Annotated in this window: 15 protein-coding genes; all 15 read left to right on the top strand. The window is 55.5% G+C overall.

Features of this window, described 5'->3' with window-relative positions:
• Nucleotide 1: 1 nt before the first annotated feature.
• The 15 genes from pbpC to sinH all read left to right on the top strand — a co-directional run bounded on the left by pbpC (nucleotide 2) and on the right by sinH (nucleotide 19,070).
• Nucleotides 2–2,326, top strand: a complete 2,325-nt coding sequence (gene pbpC / locus ACMGGS_RS22910) for a peptidoglycan glycosyltransferase PbpC (protein ID WP_414164511.1) — start codon at nucleotides 2–4, stop codon at nucleotides 2,324–2,326.
• A 163-nt stretch (nucleotides 2,327–2,489) separates the two neighbouring features.
• Nucleotides 2,490–4,871, top strand: a complete 2,382-nt coding sequence (locus tag ACMGGS_RS22905; protein WP_414164510.1) for a DMSO/selenate family reductase complex A subunit — start codon at nucleotides 2,490–2,492, stop codon at nucleotides 4,869–4,871.
• On the top strand, nucleotides 4,868–5,497 hold the full coding sequence (locus ACMGGS_RS22900) for a DMSO/selenate family reductase complex B subunit (protein WP_414164509.1): 630 nt from the start codon (nucleotides 4,868–4,870) through the stop codon (nucleotides 5,495–5,497). Before ACMGGS_RS22905 ends, ACMGGS_RS22900 begins: the two co-directional genes overlap by 4 nt.
• Nucleotides 5,490–6,290, top strand: coding sequence for a dimethyl sulfoxide reductase anchor subunit family protein (locus ACMGGS_RS22895; RefSeq protein WP_414164508.1), 801 nt, complete (start codon nucleotides 5,490–5,492; stop codon nucleotides 6,288–6,290). Before ACMGGS_RS22900 ends, ACMGGS_RS22895 begins: the two co-directional genes overlap by 8 nt.
• A gap of 2 nt (nucleotides 6,291–6,292) precedes the next feature.
• Nucleotides 6,293–7,171 carry a 4Fe-4S binding protein gene (locus tag ACMGGS_RS22890; RefSeq protein ID WP_414164507.1) on the top strand — a complete coding sequence of 293 codons (879 nt, stop codon included), beginning with the start codon at nucleotides 6,293–6,295 and terminating at the stop codon, nucleotides 7,169–7,171.
• A 122-nt stretch (nucleotides 7,172–7,293) separates the two neighbouring features.
• Entirely contained in the window at nucleotides 7,294–7,725 is a 432-nt protein-coding gene (ndk, locus tag ACMGGS_RS22885; protein WP_103677702.1) for a nucleoside-diphosphate kinase, read from the top strand.
• A 152-nt stretch (nucleotides 7,726–7,877) separates the two neighbouring features.
• Entirely contained in the window at nucleotides 7,878–9,044 is a 1,167-nt protein-coding gene (locus tag ACMGGS_RS22880; protein ID WP_414164506.1) for a bifunctional tRNA (adenosine(37)-C2)-methyltransferase TrmG/ribosomal RNA large subunit methyltransferase RlmN, read from the top strand.
• 278 nt (nucleotides 9,045–9,322) lie between these two features.
• Complete coding sequence (gene rodZ / locus ACMGGS_RS22875) at nucleotides 9,323–10,327, top strand: cytoskeleton protein RodZ (protein ID WP_414164505.1); 1,005 nt, start codon at nucleotides 9,323–9,325, stop codon at nucleotides 10,325–10,327.
• 26 nt (nucleotides 10,328–10,353) lie between these two features.
• A complete protein-coding gene (ispG, locus tag ACMGGS_RS22870) occupies nucleotides 10,354–11,472 on the top strand; it encodes a flavodoxin-dependent (E)-4-hydroxy-3-methylbut-2-enyl-diphosphate synthase (protein WP_176917136.1) in 1,119 nt (372 codons plus the stop codon).
• Nucleotides 11,473–11,583: 111 nt separating this feature from the next.
• Nucleotides 11,584–12,873: a histidine--tRNA ligase gene (gene hisS, locus ACMGGS_RS22865; protein ID WP_414164504.1), complete on the top strand. Its 1,290-nt coding sequence runs from the start codon at nucleotides 11,584–11,586 to the stop codon at nucleotides 12,871–12,873.
• A gap of 13 nt (nucleotides 12,874–12,886) precedes the next feature.
• A complete protein-coding gene (locus ACMGGS_RS22860) occupies nucleotides 12,887–13,507 on the top strand; it encodes a YfgM family protein (RefSeq protein WP_414164503.1) in 621 nt (206 codons plus the stop codon).
• A 10-nt stretch (nucleotides 13,508–13,517) separates the two neighbouring features.
• Nucleotides 13,518–14,696: an outer membrane protein assembly factor BamB gene (gene bamB / locus ACMGGS_RS22855; protein ID WP_414164502.1), complete on the top strand. Its 1,179-nt coding sequence runs from the start codon at nucleotides 13,518–13,520 to the stop codon at nucleotides 14,694–14,696.
• 196 nt (nucleotides 14,697–14,892) lie between these two features.
• Nucleotides 14,893–16,371: a ribosome biogenesis GTPase Der gene (gene der / locus ACMGGS_RS22850; RefSeq protein ID WP_176917132.1), complete on the top strand. Its 1,479-nt coding sequence runs from the start codon at nucleotides 14,893–14,895 to the stop codon at nucleotides 16,369–16,371.
• Nucleotides 16,372–16,463: 92 nt separating this feature from the next.
• Nucleotides 16,464–16,676: a zinc ribbon domain-containing protein gene (locus ACMGGS_RS22845; protein WP_414164501.1), complete on the top strand. Its 213-nt coding sequence runs from the start codon at nucleotides 16,464–16,466 to the stop codon at nucleotides 16,674–16,676.
• Nucleotides 16,677–16,880: 204 nt separating this feature from the next.
• Nucleotides 16,881–19,070: an intimin-like inverse autotransporter SinH gene (gene sinH / locus ACMGGS_RS22840; protein ID WP_414164500.1), complete on the top strand. Its 2,190-nt coding sequence runs from the start codon at nucleotides 16,881–16,883 to the stop codon at nucleotides 19,068–19,070.
• Nucleotides 19,071–19,096 lie beyond the last annotated feature (26 nt).

Genomic DNA, 19,096 nt, shown 5'->3' with positions numbered 1-19,096 from the left:
TATGCCTGCACTGCGTAAAATAAAGACCCGCTGGCTCTGGCTGGCGGGTTTTCCATTGATGCTGTGGCTGGCGGTCTTCACTGCCGATCGCCTGTGGCCGTTGCCGTTAAAAGAGGTTACCCCTGCACGCGTGGTGGTGGCGGAAGACGGCACGCCACTGTGGCGCTTTGCCGATGCTGATGGGATCTGGCGTTATCCGGTTACCCCGGAGGAGGTCTCGCCGCGCTATATCGAGGCGCTGCTGCAATATGAAGACCGCTGGTTCTGGAAACATCCTGGCATTAACCCGCTGGCGATACTCCGTGCTGCCTGGCAGGATCTCACCTCTGGGCATGTCGTCTCTGGCGGCAGCACCCTCACCATGCAGGTGGCGCGCTTGCTTGACCCGCATCCGCGTACCTTTGGCGGCAAGATCCGCCAGGTCTGGCGCGCCCTGCAACTGGAATGGCACCTGTCAAAACGCGATATCCTTACGCTTTATCTCAACCGTGCGCCGTTTGGCGGTACGCTACAGGGTGTTGGCGCGGCCAGCTGGGCCTATCTTGGAAAAGCCCCGGCACAGCTCAGCTATTCGGAAGCCGCGCTATTAGCCGTATTACCGCAGGCCCCCAGCCGCCTGCGCCCGGATCGCTGGCCGGAACGCGCTCAGGCGGCGCGGGACAAAGTCCTTGAACGGATGCTCACCCAGGGCGTCTGGCCCGCGGCGCACGTAAAAGAGGCGCAGCAGGAGCCGGTCTGGCTGTTCCCCCGCCAGATGCCGCAGCTGGCCCCGCTGTTTTCGCGCCGGGTGCTGGCGAAAAGTAAGCAGGATAAAATTGTCACTACCCTCGACGCGACGTTGCAGCGACAGATGGAGGAGCTGGCGATGAACTGGAAATCGCGCCTGCCGCCGCGCAGTTCGCTGGCAATGATCGTTGTCGATCATACCAACATGAAAGTGCGTGGCTGGGTAGGCTCGGCAGATATCAATGATGACAGCCGCTTTGGGCATGTGGACATGGTCGCAGCGATCCGATCGCCGGGATCGGTGCTTAAACCCTTTGTTTATGGAATGGCGATGGATGAGGGGCTGATCCATCCGGCGTCGTTGCTTCAGGACGTGCCGCGTCGGGTCGGTGACTATCGTCCCGGTAACTTTGACAGCGGGTTCCATGGTCCGGTCAGCATGAGCGACGCGCTGGTCCGTTCGCTGAACCTGCCCGCCGTTCAGGTGCTGGAAGCCTACGGGCCGAAACAGTTTGCCGCCCGGCTGCGCAATGCCGGACTACCGTTGATCCTGCCTGCAAACGCCCAGCCTAACCTGTCGCTGATCCTCGGCGGCGCGGGGGCCAGGCTGGAAGATATCACCGCCGCGTACAGCGCTTTTGCCCGTCACGGCAAAGCGGGCCGCCTGCGTCTGCTGCCGGACGATCCGCTGATCGAGCGACCGCTACTGTCGCCGGGGGCCGCGTGGATCATTCGTCGCATCCTCGGCGGAGAAGAGCAACCTCTGCCAGATGGCTCCTTGCCCCGCGTCGCACCACTGGCCTGGAAAACCGGCACCAGCTACGGCTACCGCGATGCCTGGGCGATTGGCTTAAATGCCCGTTATACCATCGGCATCTGGACCGGACGTCCGGACGGGACGCCGGTGGCCGGCCAGTTTGGTTTCGCCAGCGCGGTGCCGCTGCTTAATCAACTTAATAATATTTTGCAATCGTGTCCCGTCACCTCGGGAGAACGTGTGCCGGTCGATCCGCGCCCGTCATCGGTCAGCGCCGCCACGATTTGCTGGCCCGGAGGCCAGGCATTGCCCGCCGGTGATACCAACTGCCGCCGCCGCCTGGCAACCTGGCTGCTGGATCACAGCCAGCCGCCGACGCTGCTGCTGCCAGGTCAGGAAGGCATTCGGGGAATTCGTTTCCCTGTCTGGCTGAATGCTGCCGGACAGCGGGTTGCGGCGGATTGTCCGGACGCCGTGGAAAAAGAGCTTCAGGTCTGGCCGTTGCCGCTGGAGCCATGGCTACCGACAGCGGAGCGCCGCGCCGCGCGTCTTCCGGCGGCTTCCCGCACCTGTCCGCCGCGACAGCAGCAAAACATCCTGCCGCTGGTGCTCTCCGGTGTCCGTGAAGGCGCGGTCATTCGCCATTTGCCAGGCCAGATGACGGTATCGCTGCCGGTTCAGACGACAGGCGGAGAGGGCCGCAGATGGTGGTTTTTAAACGGTGAAGCGCTGAGCGAGGCAGGAAACGTCATCACTCTGCAACTTGAAAAAGTGCAGAGCTATCAGCTTGTGGTGATGGATGACGCAGGGCAGGTCGCGACGGTGACGTTTGAATTACGCTGAAAACAGGCGGAATAAATCAGACTGCTGATAAATGCTCTCCATACAAATAAGAACTATTTCGGTTAAGTTACTTAAAAATTAATAGCTTATGTTTGTTTGACTGTAGTCAAACGCCGTTCATCCGGAAAGCGGCAAAATCGCTTTCATTTATGGATGAAGCGTAATGAGTTCGAAAAATAGCCCACCCGAGGAGTTGTTACCTCATTTAACACGGCGGCATTTCCTCCAGGCCAGTTCCGCCATGATTGCCCTGCCTTTCTTTACCGCGCCAGGCCACGCAGCCAGCGCATCTGTCCAGCCAGCGGCAGAAAGCAGTACCGCTGAGCGCGTGGTCCACACCTGTAGCACCTTCGACTGTGGCGGCAAATGTGACATTCGCGCGCATGTGCAGGATGGTGTTGTTACCCGCATTTCCACGCGCCCGGATGACGCGCTCGACCCGCAAATGCCCATTATGCGCGCCTGCGTGCGTGGTCGCGGCTACCGTAAGTTTGTCTACCATCCGGATCGTCTGAAATACCCGATGAAACGCGTTGGCAAGCGCGGGGAAGGGAAGTTCGAGCGGATTTCCTGGGACGAAGCCACCACGATGATTGCCGATAAGCTGAAAAGCATTACTGCCAAATACGGCCCGGCATCGCGCTATATGCATGTTGGTACCGCCACCTCTGGCGGCACTTTCTCCGGTAATCTTATGGCGCAGCGCCTGCTGAATCTGACGGGGGGCTATCTGGCGAGCTATCACTCGGTCAGTATGGGCAATACCGCCGCCGCCACGCCGTATACCTACGGTGTGGCGGCCAGCGGCAATTCGCTGGACACATTGCTCGACACCAAACTGGTGATCCTCTGGGGACATAATCCAACGGAGACTATCTTTGGTCATACCAACCACTTCTTTCAGCAAATGAAGCAGAACGGAACCCGCTTTATCGTGGTCGATCCGCGCTATTCGGATACCGTCTCGTCGCTGGCCGATCAGTGGATCCCGCTACTGCCTACCACCGATAATGCGCTGATGGATGCGATGATGTACGTCATCATCACCGAGAAGCTGCATGACGAGGCCTTTATTCGTCGTTACACGCTGGGTTTTGATGAAGACTCCATGCCGGAAGGCGTGCCGGCAAACGAATCTCTGGTGGCATACCTCACCGGCGCGAAGGACGGCGTGCATAAAACGCCTGAGTGGGCGGAAGCGATCACCCACGTTCCGGCACAAACCATTCGCCAGCTGGCGCGTGATTACGCCAGTACCAAACCGGCGGCGCTGATTCAGGGCTGGGGTCCGCAGCGTCACAACTGCGGGGAACGTACCGCGCGTGGCTCGACGCTGCTGGCGACTATCACCGGTAACGTCGGCGTAAAAGGCGGCTGGGCGGCGGGCTATGGCGGCTGTGCCAACCGTAAATTCTGCGTCGGGCCAGAAATGCCGGATAACCCGGTCAAAGCCCAAATTTCAGTAATGAACTGGATGCAGGCGGCAGATGACGCCTCTAAAGTCACGCCGCAGGACGGGCTGAAAGAGGCGGAAAAACTCGACAGCAATATTCGCCTGCTGTTTTCGCTGGCCGGTAACTATCTCACCAACCAGAACCCGGATCTGCATCAGGCGGCCCGCCTGCTGGAAGATGAGTCCAAAATAGAATTCATTGTGGCGAGTGATTTGTTCATGACGCCGAGCGCCAAATACGCCGATCTGCTGCTGCCGGAAACCAGCTTTATGGAACGGTGGAATATCGGTGAAACCTGGGGCACTGGCAGCTATCTGGTGCTGTCAGAAAAACTGATCGAGCCTGAGTTTGAACGCCGCTCCGACTACGAGTGGCTGCGTGATGTCGCGGCGAAATTAGGCATCGAAAAAGCGTTCAGTCAGGGACGCGACGAGAAAGCGTGGATCGAACATATCTGGGAGCAAACCCGTCTGGCGATGCCGGATGAGGATCTGCCGGATTTCGCCACCCTGCAAAAAACGCGGCAGCATCTGTTCAAAAGCGAACCCTACATCGCCTTTGAGGACAATATTCGCGATCCAGAAAATCATCCTTTCCCGACGCCATCCGGCAAAATCGAAATTTTTTCAAAGCGGCTGTACGACATGCACCACCCGGAAATTCCGGCGCTGTCGCACTATGTCCCTGCCCATGAAGGGCCAGAAGACGCGCTGAGCGAAAAATATCCGCTACAGATGATTACCTGGAAAGGCAAAAACCGCGCCAACTCCACGCAGTACGCGAACCCCTGGTTGCAGGAAGTGCAGATCCAAAAATTGTGGATCAACCCGCAGGATGCGCAAAAACGCGGCATTAAACAGGGCGACGACGTGCGTATCCATAACGATCGCGGCGTGAGTATTGTGCCGGCAGAAGTGACGCCGCGCATTATTCCCGGCGTGGTGGCAATGCAGGCGGGGGCCTGGTGGCAACCCGATGCACATGGCATCGACCGTGGCGGCTGCGCCAACGTGCTGAGTTCGGCCCGCATTACGGCGCTGGCGAAAGGCAACTCCCATCAAACCATGCTCGTGGAGGTAGCCAAAGCATGAGTCAGTTTAAAGACTATCCGCCGGTGAGCGATAAACAACTGGGCTTTTTTATCGACTCTTCACGCTGCTCGGGCTGCAAAGCCTGTCAGGTCGCCTGCAAAGACAAAAATAACCTGGAAGTGGGCCGCCGTTTCCGTCGCGTCTATGAAGTCACTGGTGGCGGATTTATTCCGACCGGGCAGGGCGGGGTGCAAAACAACGTGTTTGCCTACACGATTTCCATCTCCTGTAACCACTGTGCCGATCCTGTATGCACCAAAAACTGCCCGACCACCGCAATGCACAAGCGTCCGGGCGACGGGATCGTGCGCGTCAATACCGATAAATGCGTGGGCTGTGGCTACTGCGCGTGGTCCTGCCCTTACGGCGCGCCGCAGTTGAATACGCAAACCGGGCAGATGTCCAAATGCGATTTCTGCGTCGATTTACAGGCCAAAGGTGAGCAGCCGGTCTGCGTGGCAACCTGCCCGCTGGGGGCGATTAAGTTCGGTCCCATCGACGAGCTGCGTGCGAAATACGGCAGCGTAGATAGCGTGAAAGGATTACCGGAAGCCAGTATCACGCATCCGAGCCTGGTGATTAAGCCACATCAGGGCGCAGAAAAAGAGGAGCATCGTCATGCATGAGTTACCGTTACTGCTCTTTACGCTGCTACTGCAAGGCTCGGTAGGCGTGACCTTATGGCTGGCGCTGCTGCGTTCGCGTGCCGGCTCCATGCTGCCCGGCGTCGTGCTCGCGTTTGTGATGGCCTGCATTGGCCTGCTGGCCTCAATGCTACATATGGGGTATCCACTGAATGCGCTTAATGCGTTGCGGCACGTTGCCAGCTCCTGGCTCAGCCGCGAGGTGGTCTTTGCCTCTCTCTACCTCGCCGTACTGGGGTTGAGCGGCCTGTTGATGATTGTCCGCAAGCCGGGCGGGAACCTGCTACTGCCACTGGCGGCAGTGTTTGGCATCATTGACGTGTATTGCATGGGGCAGATTTACATGCATACCTCGGTGATCACCTGGCAACACGTCAATACGCTGTTTCTGTTCTACGGCACCGCTGGTATCGTTGGCTCGGTGCTAATCGCATTGATGGCGTTGAAAGGGCGCTGGACCTGCTTACCACCACTGGCGAAGTACGCTGTAGTGGTAGTGGCTATCATGGTCCTGGCCCGGTTGCTGGTCCAGCCACTGTGGTTTAACGCTATCATGGACGCCAGCCAGCAGATCGTCACGCTTCCTCATGCGCCGTTAGTGCGCCTGCAACAGCTACACGATGTGTATATTGCAGGCTGGGTTGTATCGGTGGTGGGCCTTTTTTGCTTCGCTGTCGGCGGCCTGAGAAAAGCCAAGGGCGCGCTCATTCTCGGAAGCCTGCTGCTGGTGATTGCAGAAGTGATCCTGCGCTTTGTCTTTTTTAGCATCGGCTAACCGTGCGTTTCTTACTGGCACAACATCAGGAGGCACCGGCGATCGGTGCCTCCTGCACGCATCATTTTCTGCAACGTTCTTCCTGCCAGGCTTGCGTGGATGTCTGCCCCGTACAGGCGTTGACGTTTGTTGAAGGGAAGGTAACGCTTGCCAGTGAACGCTGCCTGCACTGTGGGGATTGTCTCTTTACCTGCCCCTGCGAAGCCATTCACGGTATTGCCGCGCCGTCCCGCCATTACCGCGAGGATGCGCTGGTTGCGCCGCTGTCTCTTCAGCCTGCGGGCACGGCGGAACTGTTAATCTGGCATCGTCTTTATCACATTCGTGCCGTTGCCTGCGATGTCGATGCGCAGCCCGGCTGGGCGCTGGCGGTGGCGCGTCTGAATCTGGTGCTACAGCGCTATCAGGAGCCAGTCTGGCGTCTGCACCCGCCTGCGGCTACCGGGGTTAACGTAACGAGGCGGGCATTGTTTCAGGCGCGTGAAGCGTCAGTGAATTGTGCCAGCGTGCCGACGGGAAAGCGTCGTTTACGCCAGCTTTATCCGCAATTTAGCGAGACGATCCCGGTCGTTGACCGCCAGCGCTGCTATCTTTGCGGGGCCTGTACACGCGTTTGTCCGGAAACGGCATTACGCCTGACAGGGAATTTTTTTGAGATTGAATCAGCACGTTGTACCGACTGCAAAAATTGCCAGGCGGTTTGTCCCTCTCAGGCCATTACGCTTGAGGCCGGGCCGCGCAGTGAACCCCTGAGCCAGCAAGCGCTGTTTACCGTGCGATGCCCGAACTGCCAGCGTGCTTTTGCCTCCTGGGAGAGTGAGAACGGCTTATGCCCGCTTTGCCGCCAGCATCAGCACGGTATGCGCCGCACTTGTTGCTAAAACTCATTTTATTTTAAAAAAATGTTATCTTCATCCATAGGCAACGTTACAGTTGCTCATTATAATTCGCGCTCCTGGATCCCGCGCGATGTGCAACGGCAGAACAACAAACAGAGGTTATCATGGCTATTGAACGTACTTTTTCCATCATCAAACCGAACGCGGTGGCAAAAAACGTTATTGGCAGCATCTTTGCTCGTTTTGAAACAGCAGGTCTGAAAATTGTCGGTACCAAAATGCTGCATCTCACCTCTGAGAAAGCGGGTGGATTTTATGCTGAGCATCAGGGTAAACCTTTCTTCGACGGCCTGGTTTCTTTTATGACGTCCGGCCCGATCGTGGTTACCGTGCTGGAAGGTGAAGACGCTGTGCGCCGTCATCGTGAAATTCTTGGTGCCACCAACCCGGCGAACGCGCTGGCGGGCACCCTGCGTGCGGATTACGCAGACAGCCTGACCGAAAATGGCACCCACGGCTCCGACTCTGTCGAGTCCGCTGAACGTGAAATCGCTTACTTCTTCGGCGAAGGCGAAGTGTGCCCGCGTACCCGCTAATCCCTCTCTTTACACTTTATTTCACGAATGTCGCGCGCAGGCGTGGCATCTGTGCAGCATAATTTGTACAATGCAGCGCCCCCGTATAACGGGGCGTTTCTTTTTCAACCCTCCAGGGGCCATAACGTGTAATAACGAGGCCGGATTAAATTATGTCAGAACTTAATGTCACGCCTGAGATCGCCATCCCGGCGGTTACCAATAAAGATGGAAAAATTAACCTGCTGGATCTCAACCGTCAGCAGATGCGCGAGTTTTTTAAAGACTTAGGCGAGAAACCCTTCCGCGCCGATCAGGTGATGAAGTGGATGTACCACTATTGCAGCGACAACTTTGATGATATGACGGATATCAACAAGGTGCTGCGCAACAAGCTTAAAGAGGTCGCGGAAATCCGCGCCCCGGAAGTGGTTGAAGAACAGCGTTCTTCCGATGGCACGATTAAATGGGCAATTGCCGTTGGCGATCAGCGCGTCGAGACGGTCTATATTCCGGAAGACGATCGCGCGACGCTGTGCGTCTCCTCACAGGTTGGCTGTGCGTTAGAGTGTAAATTCTGCTCCACCGCTCAGCAGGGCTTTAACCGCAATCTGCGCGTGTCGGAAATTATCGGTCAGGTCTGGCGCGCGGCGAAAATTGTCGGCGCGATGAAAGTCACCGGTACACGTCCTATCACCAACGTCGTCATGATGGGGATGGGAGAGCCGCTGCTTAACCTGACTAACGTGGTGCCAGCAATGGAAATTATGCTGGACGACTTTGGTTTTGGTCTCTCGAAACGTCGCGTTACCCTTTCTACCTCAGGCGTGGTGCCTGCGCTGGATAAGCTGGGTGATATGATTGACGTTGCGCTGGCCATTTCCCTGCACGCGCCTAACGACCAAATCCGTGATGAAATTGTGCCGATTAACAAAAAGTACAATATCGCGACATTCCTCTCTTCAGTACGTCGTTACCTGGATAAGTCCAACGCCAATCAGGGACGGGTAACAATTGAGTATGTCATGCTGGATCACGTTAATGATGGCACCGAGCACGCGCATGAATTAGCAGAACTGCTAAAAGACACGCCGTGTAAGATCAACCTGATCCCATGGAACCCGTTCCCGGGTGCACCGTATGGTCGCAGCTCAAACAGCCGCATTGACCGCTTCTGTAAAGTGCTGATGAGCTATGGTTTTACCACCATTGTGCGTAAAACGCGTGGTGATGATATCGACGCCGCCTGCGGACAGCTGGCAGGGGATGTTATCGACCGTACTAAGCGTACAATGCGTAAACGTATGCAGGGTGAACCGATTGCCGTTAAGGCGGTCTGAAAAGCTGAGCACTACGCGCCATGCCCGGCGCGTAGTGCATAAATATGTTGAATGGTTGGGAGAAACCCACTCGTGAGGACAATAATTACGGTGCGTTTTTGCCAGCTTTAAGGCAGTATGTAGCGATACAACAACAGCTTAGCAACACATGCTTAAGCTGCTCTGTGATAGTTAGCCTGACAGTCATATACTGTCTGTTGTTGACCAGGCAAATTTTTCGCGGTGCGGGCATTGGCCGGCACCAGAATTTTAATTTCACGTACCAGCAGTTGTAGCGAATGAATACTGAAGCCACCCAAGACCAACATGAAGCACAAACCACCGGCGTGCGACTACGCAACGGCCGTGAGCAACTCGGACTCAGCCAACAAGCGGTTGCAGAACGCTTATGCCTGAAGGTGTCCACGGTTCGCGATATTGAAGAAGATAAGGCTCCTGCCGATCTGGCTTCAACATTCCTGCGTGGCTACATCCGCTCCTATGCACGTCTGGTGCATATTCCGGAAGAAGAACTGCTCCCCATGATGGAGAAGCAGACACCGATGAGAGCGGCGAAAGTCGCCCCGATGCAGACATTTGCGCTCGGCAAGCAGCGCAAAAAGCGCGGCGGCTGGATGATGAGCTTTATTACCTGGATTATTTTCTTTGTCGTGCTCAGTTTTACTGGCCTGTGGTGGTGGCAAAACCATAAAGCGCAGCAGGAAGAAATCAATACGATGGAAGCGCAGTCTTCCGCCGAACTGAATGCCAGCGACACTCACGATCAAAGCGTTCCGATGGATACCGGCACGCCGCCGGATTCCGAGCCGTCTAACGCGGTCCCGCTGAATACGACGCCGGATACGGCTTCTGCGCCGCAAACCACGCCAGCGCCGGCCACCACCCCATCTCCTGCCGCCACCGGTCCAGCGGAAAACACGCAGGCAAATACGGTGGTTTCACCTTCTCAGGCCAGTGTTGAGCCAACGGCTGCGCCCGCGCCGCTGCCTACCGATCAGGCTGGTGTAACCACCCCGGCAGATGCCAACGCGCTGGTAATGGATTTCAACGCCGAATGTTGGCTGGAAGTGGCTGACGCTACCGGCAAGAAAATTTACAGCGGCACCCAGCGTAGCGGTGGTCATTTAAATCTTACCGGTCAGCTACCGTATAAGCTTAAAATCGGTGCGCCGGCTGCGGTTCAGATCCAGTTCCAGGGCAAACCGGTCGATTTGAGCCGCTTTGTACGATCTAATCAGGTTGCGCGTCTGACCCTCAATGCCGACCAGTCAGCAGCACAGTAACAGACGGGCACCGCAGGAGAGTTTTCATGCATAACCAGGCCCCTATTCAACGCAGAAAATCGAAACGGATTTACGTGGGGAATGTGCCAATCGGCGATGGTGCGCCCATCGCCGTACAATCAATGACCAACACCCGGACGACGGATGTTGAGGCCACGGTTAACCAAATCAGAGCGCTGGAACGCGTGGGAGCCGATATTGTTCGCGTCTCCGTGCCGACGATGGACGCCGCCGAAGCGTTCAAATTGATCAAACAGCAGGTGAACGTTCCGCTGGTGGCGGACATTCACTTTGACTACCGTATCGCGCTGAAAGTGGCGGAATACGGCGTCGACTGTCTGCGTATTAACCCAGGCAATATCGGTAACGAAGAGCGTATTCGCACCGTTGTCGACTGCGCCCGCGATAAAAACATCCCCATCCGCATCGGCGTTAATGCCGGATCGCTGGAAAAAGATCTGCAGGAAAAATACGGTGAGCCGACGCCGCAGGCGCTGCTCGAATCCGCGATGCGCCATGTGGATCATCTCGATCGTCTTAACTTCGATCAATTCAAAGTCAGCGTAAAAGCCTCCGACGTATTCCTCGCCGTTGAATCCTATCGCCTGCTGGCGAAGCAAATCGATCAGCCGCTGCATCTTGGGATCACCGAAGCGGGCGGCGCACGCAGCGGGGCGGTGAAATCGGCGATCGGTCTCGGACTCCTGCTTTCTGAAGGGATCGGCGACACCCTGCGCGTCTCGCTGGCGGCCGATCCGGTGGAAGAGATCAAAGTGGGCTTTGATATCCTGAAATCGCTGCGCATCCGCGCACGAGGGATCAACTTCATCGCCTGCCCGACCTGCTCGCGTCAGGAGTTCGATGTGATCGGCACGGTCAACGCGCTGGAGCAGCGACTGGAAGATATCATTACGCCGATGGATGTCTCGATCATCGGCTGCGTCGTGAATGGTCCTGGCGAAGCGCTGGTTTCCACGCTTGGCGTAACCGGCGGCAATAAAAAAAGCGGGCTGTATGAAGATGGTGTGCGTAAAGACCGTCTTGATAACGACGATATGATTGGTCAGCTTGAAGCGCGTATTCGGGCGAAGGCCAGCATTCTCGATCAGGCTCGCAGAATTGACGTGCAGCAACTTGAAAAATAACGTGATGGGAAGCGCGTAGCTTCCCGTGTATGATTGAACCCGTATTGCTGCTCCCGCATCGTTCGGAGAAGCGCTTTGGGTTCATATTTATATTCAGAATAGAGAATAAACGTGTCAAAGAAAATTCAGTCTGTACGCGGTATGAATGATTATTTGCCGGAAGATACCGCAGTATGGCAACGAGTTGAGAAGATCATCAAGGGTGTCGTTGAATCCTATGGATACCGTGAAATTCGCACGCCTGTCCTTGAGCAAACGCATCTGTTTAAACGCGCTATTGGTGAAGTCACCGATGTGGTTGAAAAAGAGATGTACACTTTCAACGATCGTGAGCGCGATGCAGAAGAAGTCACCTCATTAACCATGCGTCCTGAAGGCACGGCAGGCTGTGTTCGCGCTGGTATTGAACATGGGCTTCTGCACAACCAGGAACAGCGCCTGTGGTATATCGGTCCGATGTTCCGTCATGAACGCCCGCAAAAAGGGCGCTACCGTCAGTTTCATCAGATGGGGCTGGAAGTCTTTGGCCTGCAGGGACCGGATATCGATGCCGAATTGATCATGCTCACTGCCCGCTGGTGGCGTGAACTGGGTATCGCTGAACACGTAACGCTTGAACTGAATTCGATTGGCTCGCTCGATGCCCGCGCAAATTATCGTGAAGCCTTAGTCGCGTTCCTTGAACAGCATAAAGATCAGCTCGACGAAGACTGCAAACGTCGCATGTACAGCAATCCGCTGCGCGTGCTGGATTCCAAAAATCAGCAGGTGCAGGCGTTGCTGAACGATGCCCCTGAACTGGCTGATTATCTTGATGATGAGTCCCGCGAGCATTTTTCAGGCTTGTGTAAACTGCTGAAAGCGGTAGGCATTCCTTATACTATCAATCAGCGTTTGGTTCGTGGCCTTGACTACTACAACCGCACCGTTTTTGAATGGGTCACCAACAGCCTTGGCGCGCAGGGCACGGTTTGTGCCGGCGGGCGTTACGACGGTCTGGTTGAACAGTTAGGCGGGCGTGCAACGCCGGCGGTTGGTTTTGCGATGGGCCTGGAACGACTTGTTTTATTAGTTCAGGCGGTTAATCCGGAATTTACTGCCGATCCTGTTGTCGATATATACCTGGTAGCTTCAGGCGCGGAAACGCAGTCTGCGGCACTGAACCTTGCTGAGCGTCTGCGTAACGAGTTTCCCGGCGTGAAGTTGATGACAAACCACGGTGGCGGCAACTTTAAGAAACAGTTTGCCCGTGCCGACAAATGGGGTGCCCGCGTTGCACTGGTATTGGGTGAATCTGAAGTTGCTAACCATACCGTTGTAGTGAAGGATTTGCGCTCTGGTGAGCAAACGGCAGTCGAGCAGGATAGTGTTGCCGCGCATTTGCGCACTTTACTGGGCTAAGGAGTAAGACGGCGTGGAAATCTACGAGAACGAAAACGAACAGGTTGAGGCGCTCAAACGCTTCTTCGCTGAAAACGGCAAAGCGCTGGCCGTTGGGGTAATTTTAGGTATAGGCGCGCTGGTAGGCTGGCGTTACTGGACGGGTCATCAGGTTGAGGCGTCAAGAACCTCATCACTCACCTATGACAATACCGTTTCTGCGCTGCGTGCCGATAAACCGGAAACATTGGCTGCTGCTGAGAAATTCGCGGCAGAAAATAAGAACGTCTACGGGGCCTTTGCATCCCTGGAACTGGCGCAGCAGTACGTTGACAAAAACGAACTGGATAAAGCCGGTAAGCAGTTACAGCAAGGGCTAGCCGACGCGTCGGATGAAAACTTGAAGTCCGTGATTAACATGCGCCTCGCCCGCGTGCAGCTTCAGCAAAAACAGGCCGATGCGGCGCTGAAAACGCTGGAAAATATCAAGGGTGAAGGCTGGACGGCTATTGTCGCCGATTTGCGTGGTGAAATATTGCTGAGCAAAGGTGATAAAAAGGGCGCGCACGCTGCATGGGAAGCGGGTGTGAAAAGCGACTCTTCGCCTGCGCTGAGCGAAATGATGCGCATGAAAATGAATAATTTGTCCATCTGAGAGGGACCCGATGCAATTGCGTAAATTACTTCTGCCTGGCGTGCTTTCAGTCACTTTATTAAGCGGCTGCTCACTGTTTAACGGCGAAGAAGACGTTGTCAAAATGTCTCCGCTGCCGCAGGTTGAAAACCAGTTCACGCCGAGCAAGGCGTGGGACACATCCGTGGGAAGCGGAATCGGCGAGTTTTATTCTAACCTCCACCCGGCTTTTGCTGACGGCGTGGTATACGCGGCGGATCGTCGCGGTACTGTCAAAGCCGTCAATGCGGACGACGGTAAAGAGGTCTGGAGCGTTAACCTGGCGGAAAAACAGGGCTGGATGTCCTCTTCTCCGGCGTTGCTGTCTGGCGGCGTGACGGTCCAGGGTGGCCACGTTTATGTCGGTAGCGAAAAAGCGCAGGTGTATGCACTGAATACCAGCGACGGTACCGTTGCCTGGCAGACGAGCGTCGCTGGTGAAGCGCTTTCTCGTCCGGTGGTCAGCGATGGCGTGGTGCTGATCCACACCAGCAATGGCCAGCTTCAGGCGCTGGATCAGGCGAGCGGCGCGGTCAAGTGGACCGTTAACCTCGACATGCCTGCGCTGTCGCTGCGTGGTGAATCCGCGCCGGTGACCGCTTTTGGCGCTGCCATCGTTGGCGGCGACAACGGTCGCGTCAGCGCGGTGCTGATGGAGCAGGGCCAGATGATCTGGCAACAGCGTATTTCCCAGGCGACCGGCCCAACGGAAATCGACCGCCTGAGCGATGTTGATACCACGCCAGTGGTTGTAGACGGGGTGATTTACGCGCTCGCCTATAACGGTAACCTGACGGCGCTGGATCTGCGTAGCGGCCAAATCATGTGGAAACGTGAGCTGGGCTCGGTCAATGATTTCATCGTTGACGGTGGGCATATTTATATCGTCGATCAGAACGACCGTCTGCTGGCGCTGACGACCGACGGCGGCGTGACACAGTGGACGCAGAGCGATCTGCTGCACCGCAATCTGACCGCGCCGGTGCTCTATAACGGCTCCCTGGTAGTTGGCGATGGCGAAGGTTATATGCACTGGATTAATCCTGACGATGGGCATTTCGTCGCACAGCAGGAAGTGGACAGCTCCGGCTTCCTGACTGAACCTGTCGTCGCGGATGGCAAACTGCTGATCCAGGCGAAAGACGGTACGCTGTACGCCATTACGCGTTAACACAGCGCGCTGATCCAGTGAAAAACGGCTCCTGCCAGGTCAGGGGCCGTTTGCTATTTTTATTATTACTGTTTTATGCCCGATGGCGCTTCGCTTATCGGGCCTACAGACTGACAGAATACCTGTAGGCCGGATAAGCAAAGCGCCACCCGGCAAAGCAGATAGTCACAAATTTTGAGTTAAAGAGGCTTTAAACATGATTCCTGTGGTCGCGCTTGTCGGACGCCCTAACGTCGGAAAATCCACGCTATTTAACCGTCTTACACGCACTCGCGATGCGCTGGTGGCGGATTTTCCTGGGCTGACGCGTGACCGTAAGTACGGTCGTGCCGAGGTGGAAGGTCGTGAATTTATCTGCATCGATACCGGCGGTATTGACGGCACGGAAGAGGGCGTCGAAACCCGCATGGCCGAGCAGTCGCTGCTGGCGATTGAAGAGGCCGATGTCGTGCTGTTCATGGTCGACGCCCGCGCTGGCCTGATGCCTGCGGACGAAGGCATTGCTAAGCATCTGCGCTCGCGTCAAAAACCGACGTTTCTCGTCGCCAACAAAACCGATGGCATCGATCCGGATCAGGCCGTCGCAGACTTCTGGTCACTGGGGTTAGGTGACATTCATCCCATCGCCGCTTCGCACGGTCGCGGTGTGGTCAGCCTGCTTGAGCATGTCCTGCTGCCGTTTGTTGACGATGTGAACCCGCCGGAAGAGGTGGATGAAGAGGCCGAGTACTGGAAGCAGTTTGAAGCTGAACAAAACGGGACTGAAGTTGAAGAGGAAGAGGACGACTTCAATCCGCAGGATCTGCCGATCAAAATCGCCATTGTCGGCCGTCCGAACGTAGGTAAGTCCACGCTTACTAACCGCATCCTTGGTGAAGAACGTGTGGTGGTCTACGACATGCCGGGCACCACCCGCGACAGTATTTATATCCCGATGGAGCGCGATGAACGTGAGTATGTGCTCATTGACACCGCCGGGGTGCGTAAGCGCGGAAAAATCACCGATACGGTTGAAAAATTCTCGGTCATTAAAACCCTACAGGCCATTGAAGATGCCAACGTATGCCTGCTGGTGATTGATGCTCGCGAAGGCATCTCCGATCAGGATCTCTCGCTGCTGGGCTTTATCCTCAATAGTGGGCGCTCACTGGTGATTGTGGTCAACAAGTGGGATGGCCTGAGCCAGGAAATCAGAGAACAGGTGAAAGAGACGCTGGACTACCGCCTGGGCTTCATCGACTTCGCACGGGTGCACTTTATCTCTGCACTGCACGGTAGCGGCGTGGGTAACCTGTTTGAATCCATCCGTGAAGCCTACGATAGCTCAACGCGTCGTGTCAGCACGGCGATGCTGACGCGAATCATGACTATGGCCTCTGAAGATCACCAGCCACCGCTGGTACGTGGGCGTCGCGTGAAGCTGAAATATGCCCACGCCGGGGGGTATAACCCGCCGATTGTGGTGATCCACGGCAACCAGGTGAAAGACCTGCCGGATTCTTACAAGCGTTATTTAATGAATTACTTCCGCAAATCGCTGGACGTGATGGGTACGCCGATCCGCATTCAGTTTAAGGAAGGCGAGAACCCGTTTGCCAACAAACGTAATACCCTGACGCCGAATCAGCTGCGCAAACGTAAACGTTTGATTAAACATATTAAGAAAAGCAAGTAATCACTGACCAGGAGCGGGCCGGGAAACCAGCCCGCTTTTATGAGCCGCGCCTCTCTGCGTGATAAGAGAAGGGCGATAAAAACGGAGATGTTATGCAACTCAACTGCCCAACCTGCAATCACCCACTGGAACAAAACGGCGGTCAGGCGCACTGCGCTTCCTGCCATCAGGATTTCACGCTGACGCCACTATGCCCGGAATGTCATCAGCCGCTGGAAGTACTTAAAGCCTGCGGCGCGGTAGATTATTTTTGTCAGAATGGTCATGGATTAATTTCAAAAAAACGCGTTGAATTTAAAATATAACCGCTAAATATATTTACATCATAAATAATTAATTTTTATTAATTCTTATTTTATATATTTAAGCCGCCAGGAATGGCTAATACCCGATTAAGTAATAAGGGTGGCCTATGTATTTTTAGGAATTCATTTAGGTTTTTTCTTGCAATAGTTGGATACAATATTTTTGCCGAGGTATTTAAATAAAATTTAAAAAGGGATTTTTGGATGGTGCGATGGATGCGCTTAATATGTTTAATATTAATTGCAGGAAGCTCGTTTGTAGCTTCCGCGGTCGCTGCCATCGAAAAAACGCCCGCCGAACATAATGAACTTCCCGATTTAGCCAGCAGCGCCGCGCAAAAAGAAGAACAGGAAGAAAAAGGCAAATCCTTTAAAGAACAGACCCGCGATTACCTCACCAGTTCCGCCACTCAGGGGTTTGACAACCTCACGCCGGAAGCGCTGCAATCCCAGGCGCGCAGCTATCTGCAAAATCAAATTACCTCCTCAACGCAGTCCTATATCGAAGGGCTAATGTCGCCCTACGGGAAAGTGCGCACTAATTTATCGGTGGGAGAAGATGGCGATCTTGAAGGCAGTTCGCTGGACTATTTTGTCCCGTGGTATGACAACCAGAGCACGCTGCTGTTCAGCCAGTTTTCCGTCCAGCGCAAGGAAGAGCGCACCATTGGTAACGTGGGGATTGGCGTGCGGCAAAACGTCAGCGACTGGCTGCTCGGTGGCAACGTCTTCTACGATTACGATTTCACGCGTGGCCATCGCCGACTCGGTATAGGCACCGAAGCCTGGACCGATTTTCTGCGTTTTTCCGGTAACTACTATCATCCGCTTTCCGACTGGAAAGACTCCGAAGACTTCGACTTCTATGAAGAGCGTCCGGCACGCGGCTGGGACGTGCGCGCCGAGACGTGGCTACCGTTTTATCCGCAGGTTGGCGCGAAGCTGGTGTTTGAGCAGTATTACGGCGATGAGGTGGCGCTGTTCGGCAAGGACAACCTGCAAAAAGACCCTCATGCGGTCACCCTGGGGCTGAACTATACGCCGGTGCCGCTGCTCACCGTCGGCACGGATTACAAAGCCGGCACCGGCGACAGCAACGATTTCAGCGTGAACGCCACTGTGAACTATCAGTTCGGTACGCCGCTGGCGGCGCAGCTCGACCCGGAAAACGTCAAAATTCAGCACTCGCTTATCGGCAGCCGCACCGATTTTGTCGATCGTAATAACTTCATCATCCTCGAATACCGCGAAAAAGATCCGCTGGACGTCACGCTGTGGCTGAAAGCCTCAGAAGCCAACGTGCATCCGGAATGCGTGGTGAAAGACACGCCGGAAGAGGGCATCGGCCTTGAGAAGTGTCAGTGGACGATTAACGCCCTTATTAACCATCACTACAAAATCGCCACCGCATCATGGCAGGCGAAGAATAACGCTAACCGCACCCTGGTGATGCCGGTGGTGAAGGCCAATACGTTAACCGAAGGCAATAACAACCGCTGGAACCTGGTGCTGCCCGCATGGGGCAACGCCAGCACGGAAGCGGAGCGCGAGGCGCTGAACAGCTGGAAGGTTCGCATCACCCTGGAAGATGAAAAGGGCAACAAAGAGACCTCCGGCGTGGTGGCGATTACCGTCCGCCAGGGGCGCAAGATTGAACTGATTGTCGACAATATTGCCGATCCCGATCGCACCGATCACAGCCATGAGGCCAGCGCGCAGGCGGATGGCGTGGACGGCGTGGTGATGGATGTGCTGCTCACCGACGCCTTCGGCGACAGCACCGACCGCAACGGCAACGAGCTGGTGGATGACGCCATGACGCCGGAGCTGTACGACAACAACGATAAAAAAGTTACCCTGACGGACAAGCCCTGCGCCACGGAAAACCCCTGCGTATTTATCGCCAAACGCGACAAAGAGGCGGGCACGGTCACGCTCTCCAGTACGCTACCCGGCACCTTCCGCTGGAAGGCGAAAGAAGACGCTTACGGCGACAGTAACTTCATCGACGTGACGTTCCTCGGTGACAGCATCGACAACCTCAATGCGCTGATTTATCAAACCAGCGCCAGCAACCCATTGAACCTGATCGACAAACAGGATAAGCCCGTGCCGCTTAATAACACCTATCGCTTTGTCTTATGGCGCGACAAAAACCAGGACGGGGTGTTCCAGATGTCGGAGCAGCTTAGCGAAGACGAAATGGCGCAGTACGAATACGAGTGGGAGTTTACCGGTCAGAGCAACAACGGCCACACCGGGGCGCAGGCTAATACCGCCAACGAGAATTTAGTCCTCCCTGCCACCAACCGCGAAGCGGCGCAGAAATTTGCCGCCAACGAAGAGGATGGCGTGCAGGGATATGGGCTACGTGTGAAGTACAGAAAAAAATAGTGTCGGCGTGAGGCTGACCTGAGCCA

It is taken from the genome of Superficieibacter sp. BNK-5, from assembly GCF_047456055.1.
Classification (GTDB): Bacteria; Pseudomonadota; Gammaproteobacteria; order Enterobacterales; family Enterobacteriaceae; genus Superficieibacter.
The sequence above is the reverse complement of the archived record's forward strand: the minus strand, read 5'-3'. Positions and strand labels throughout refer to the sequence as shown.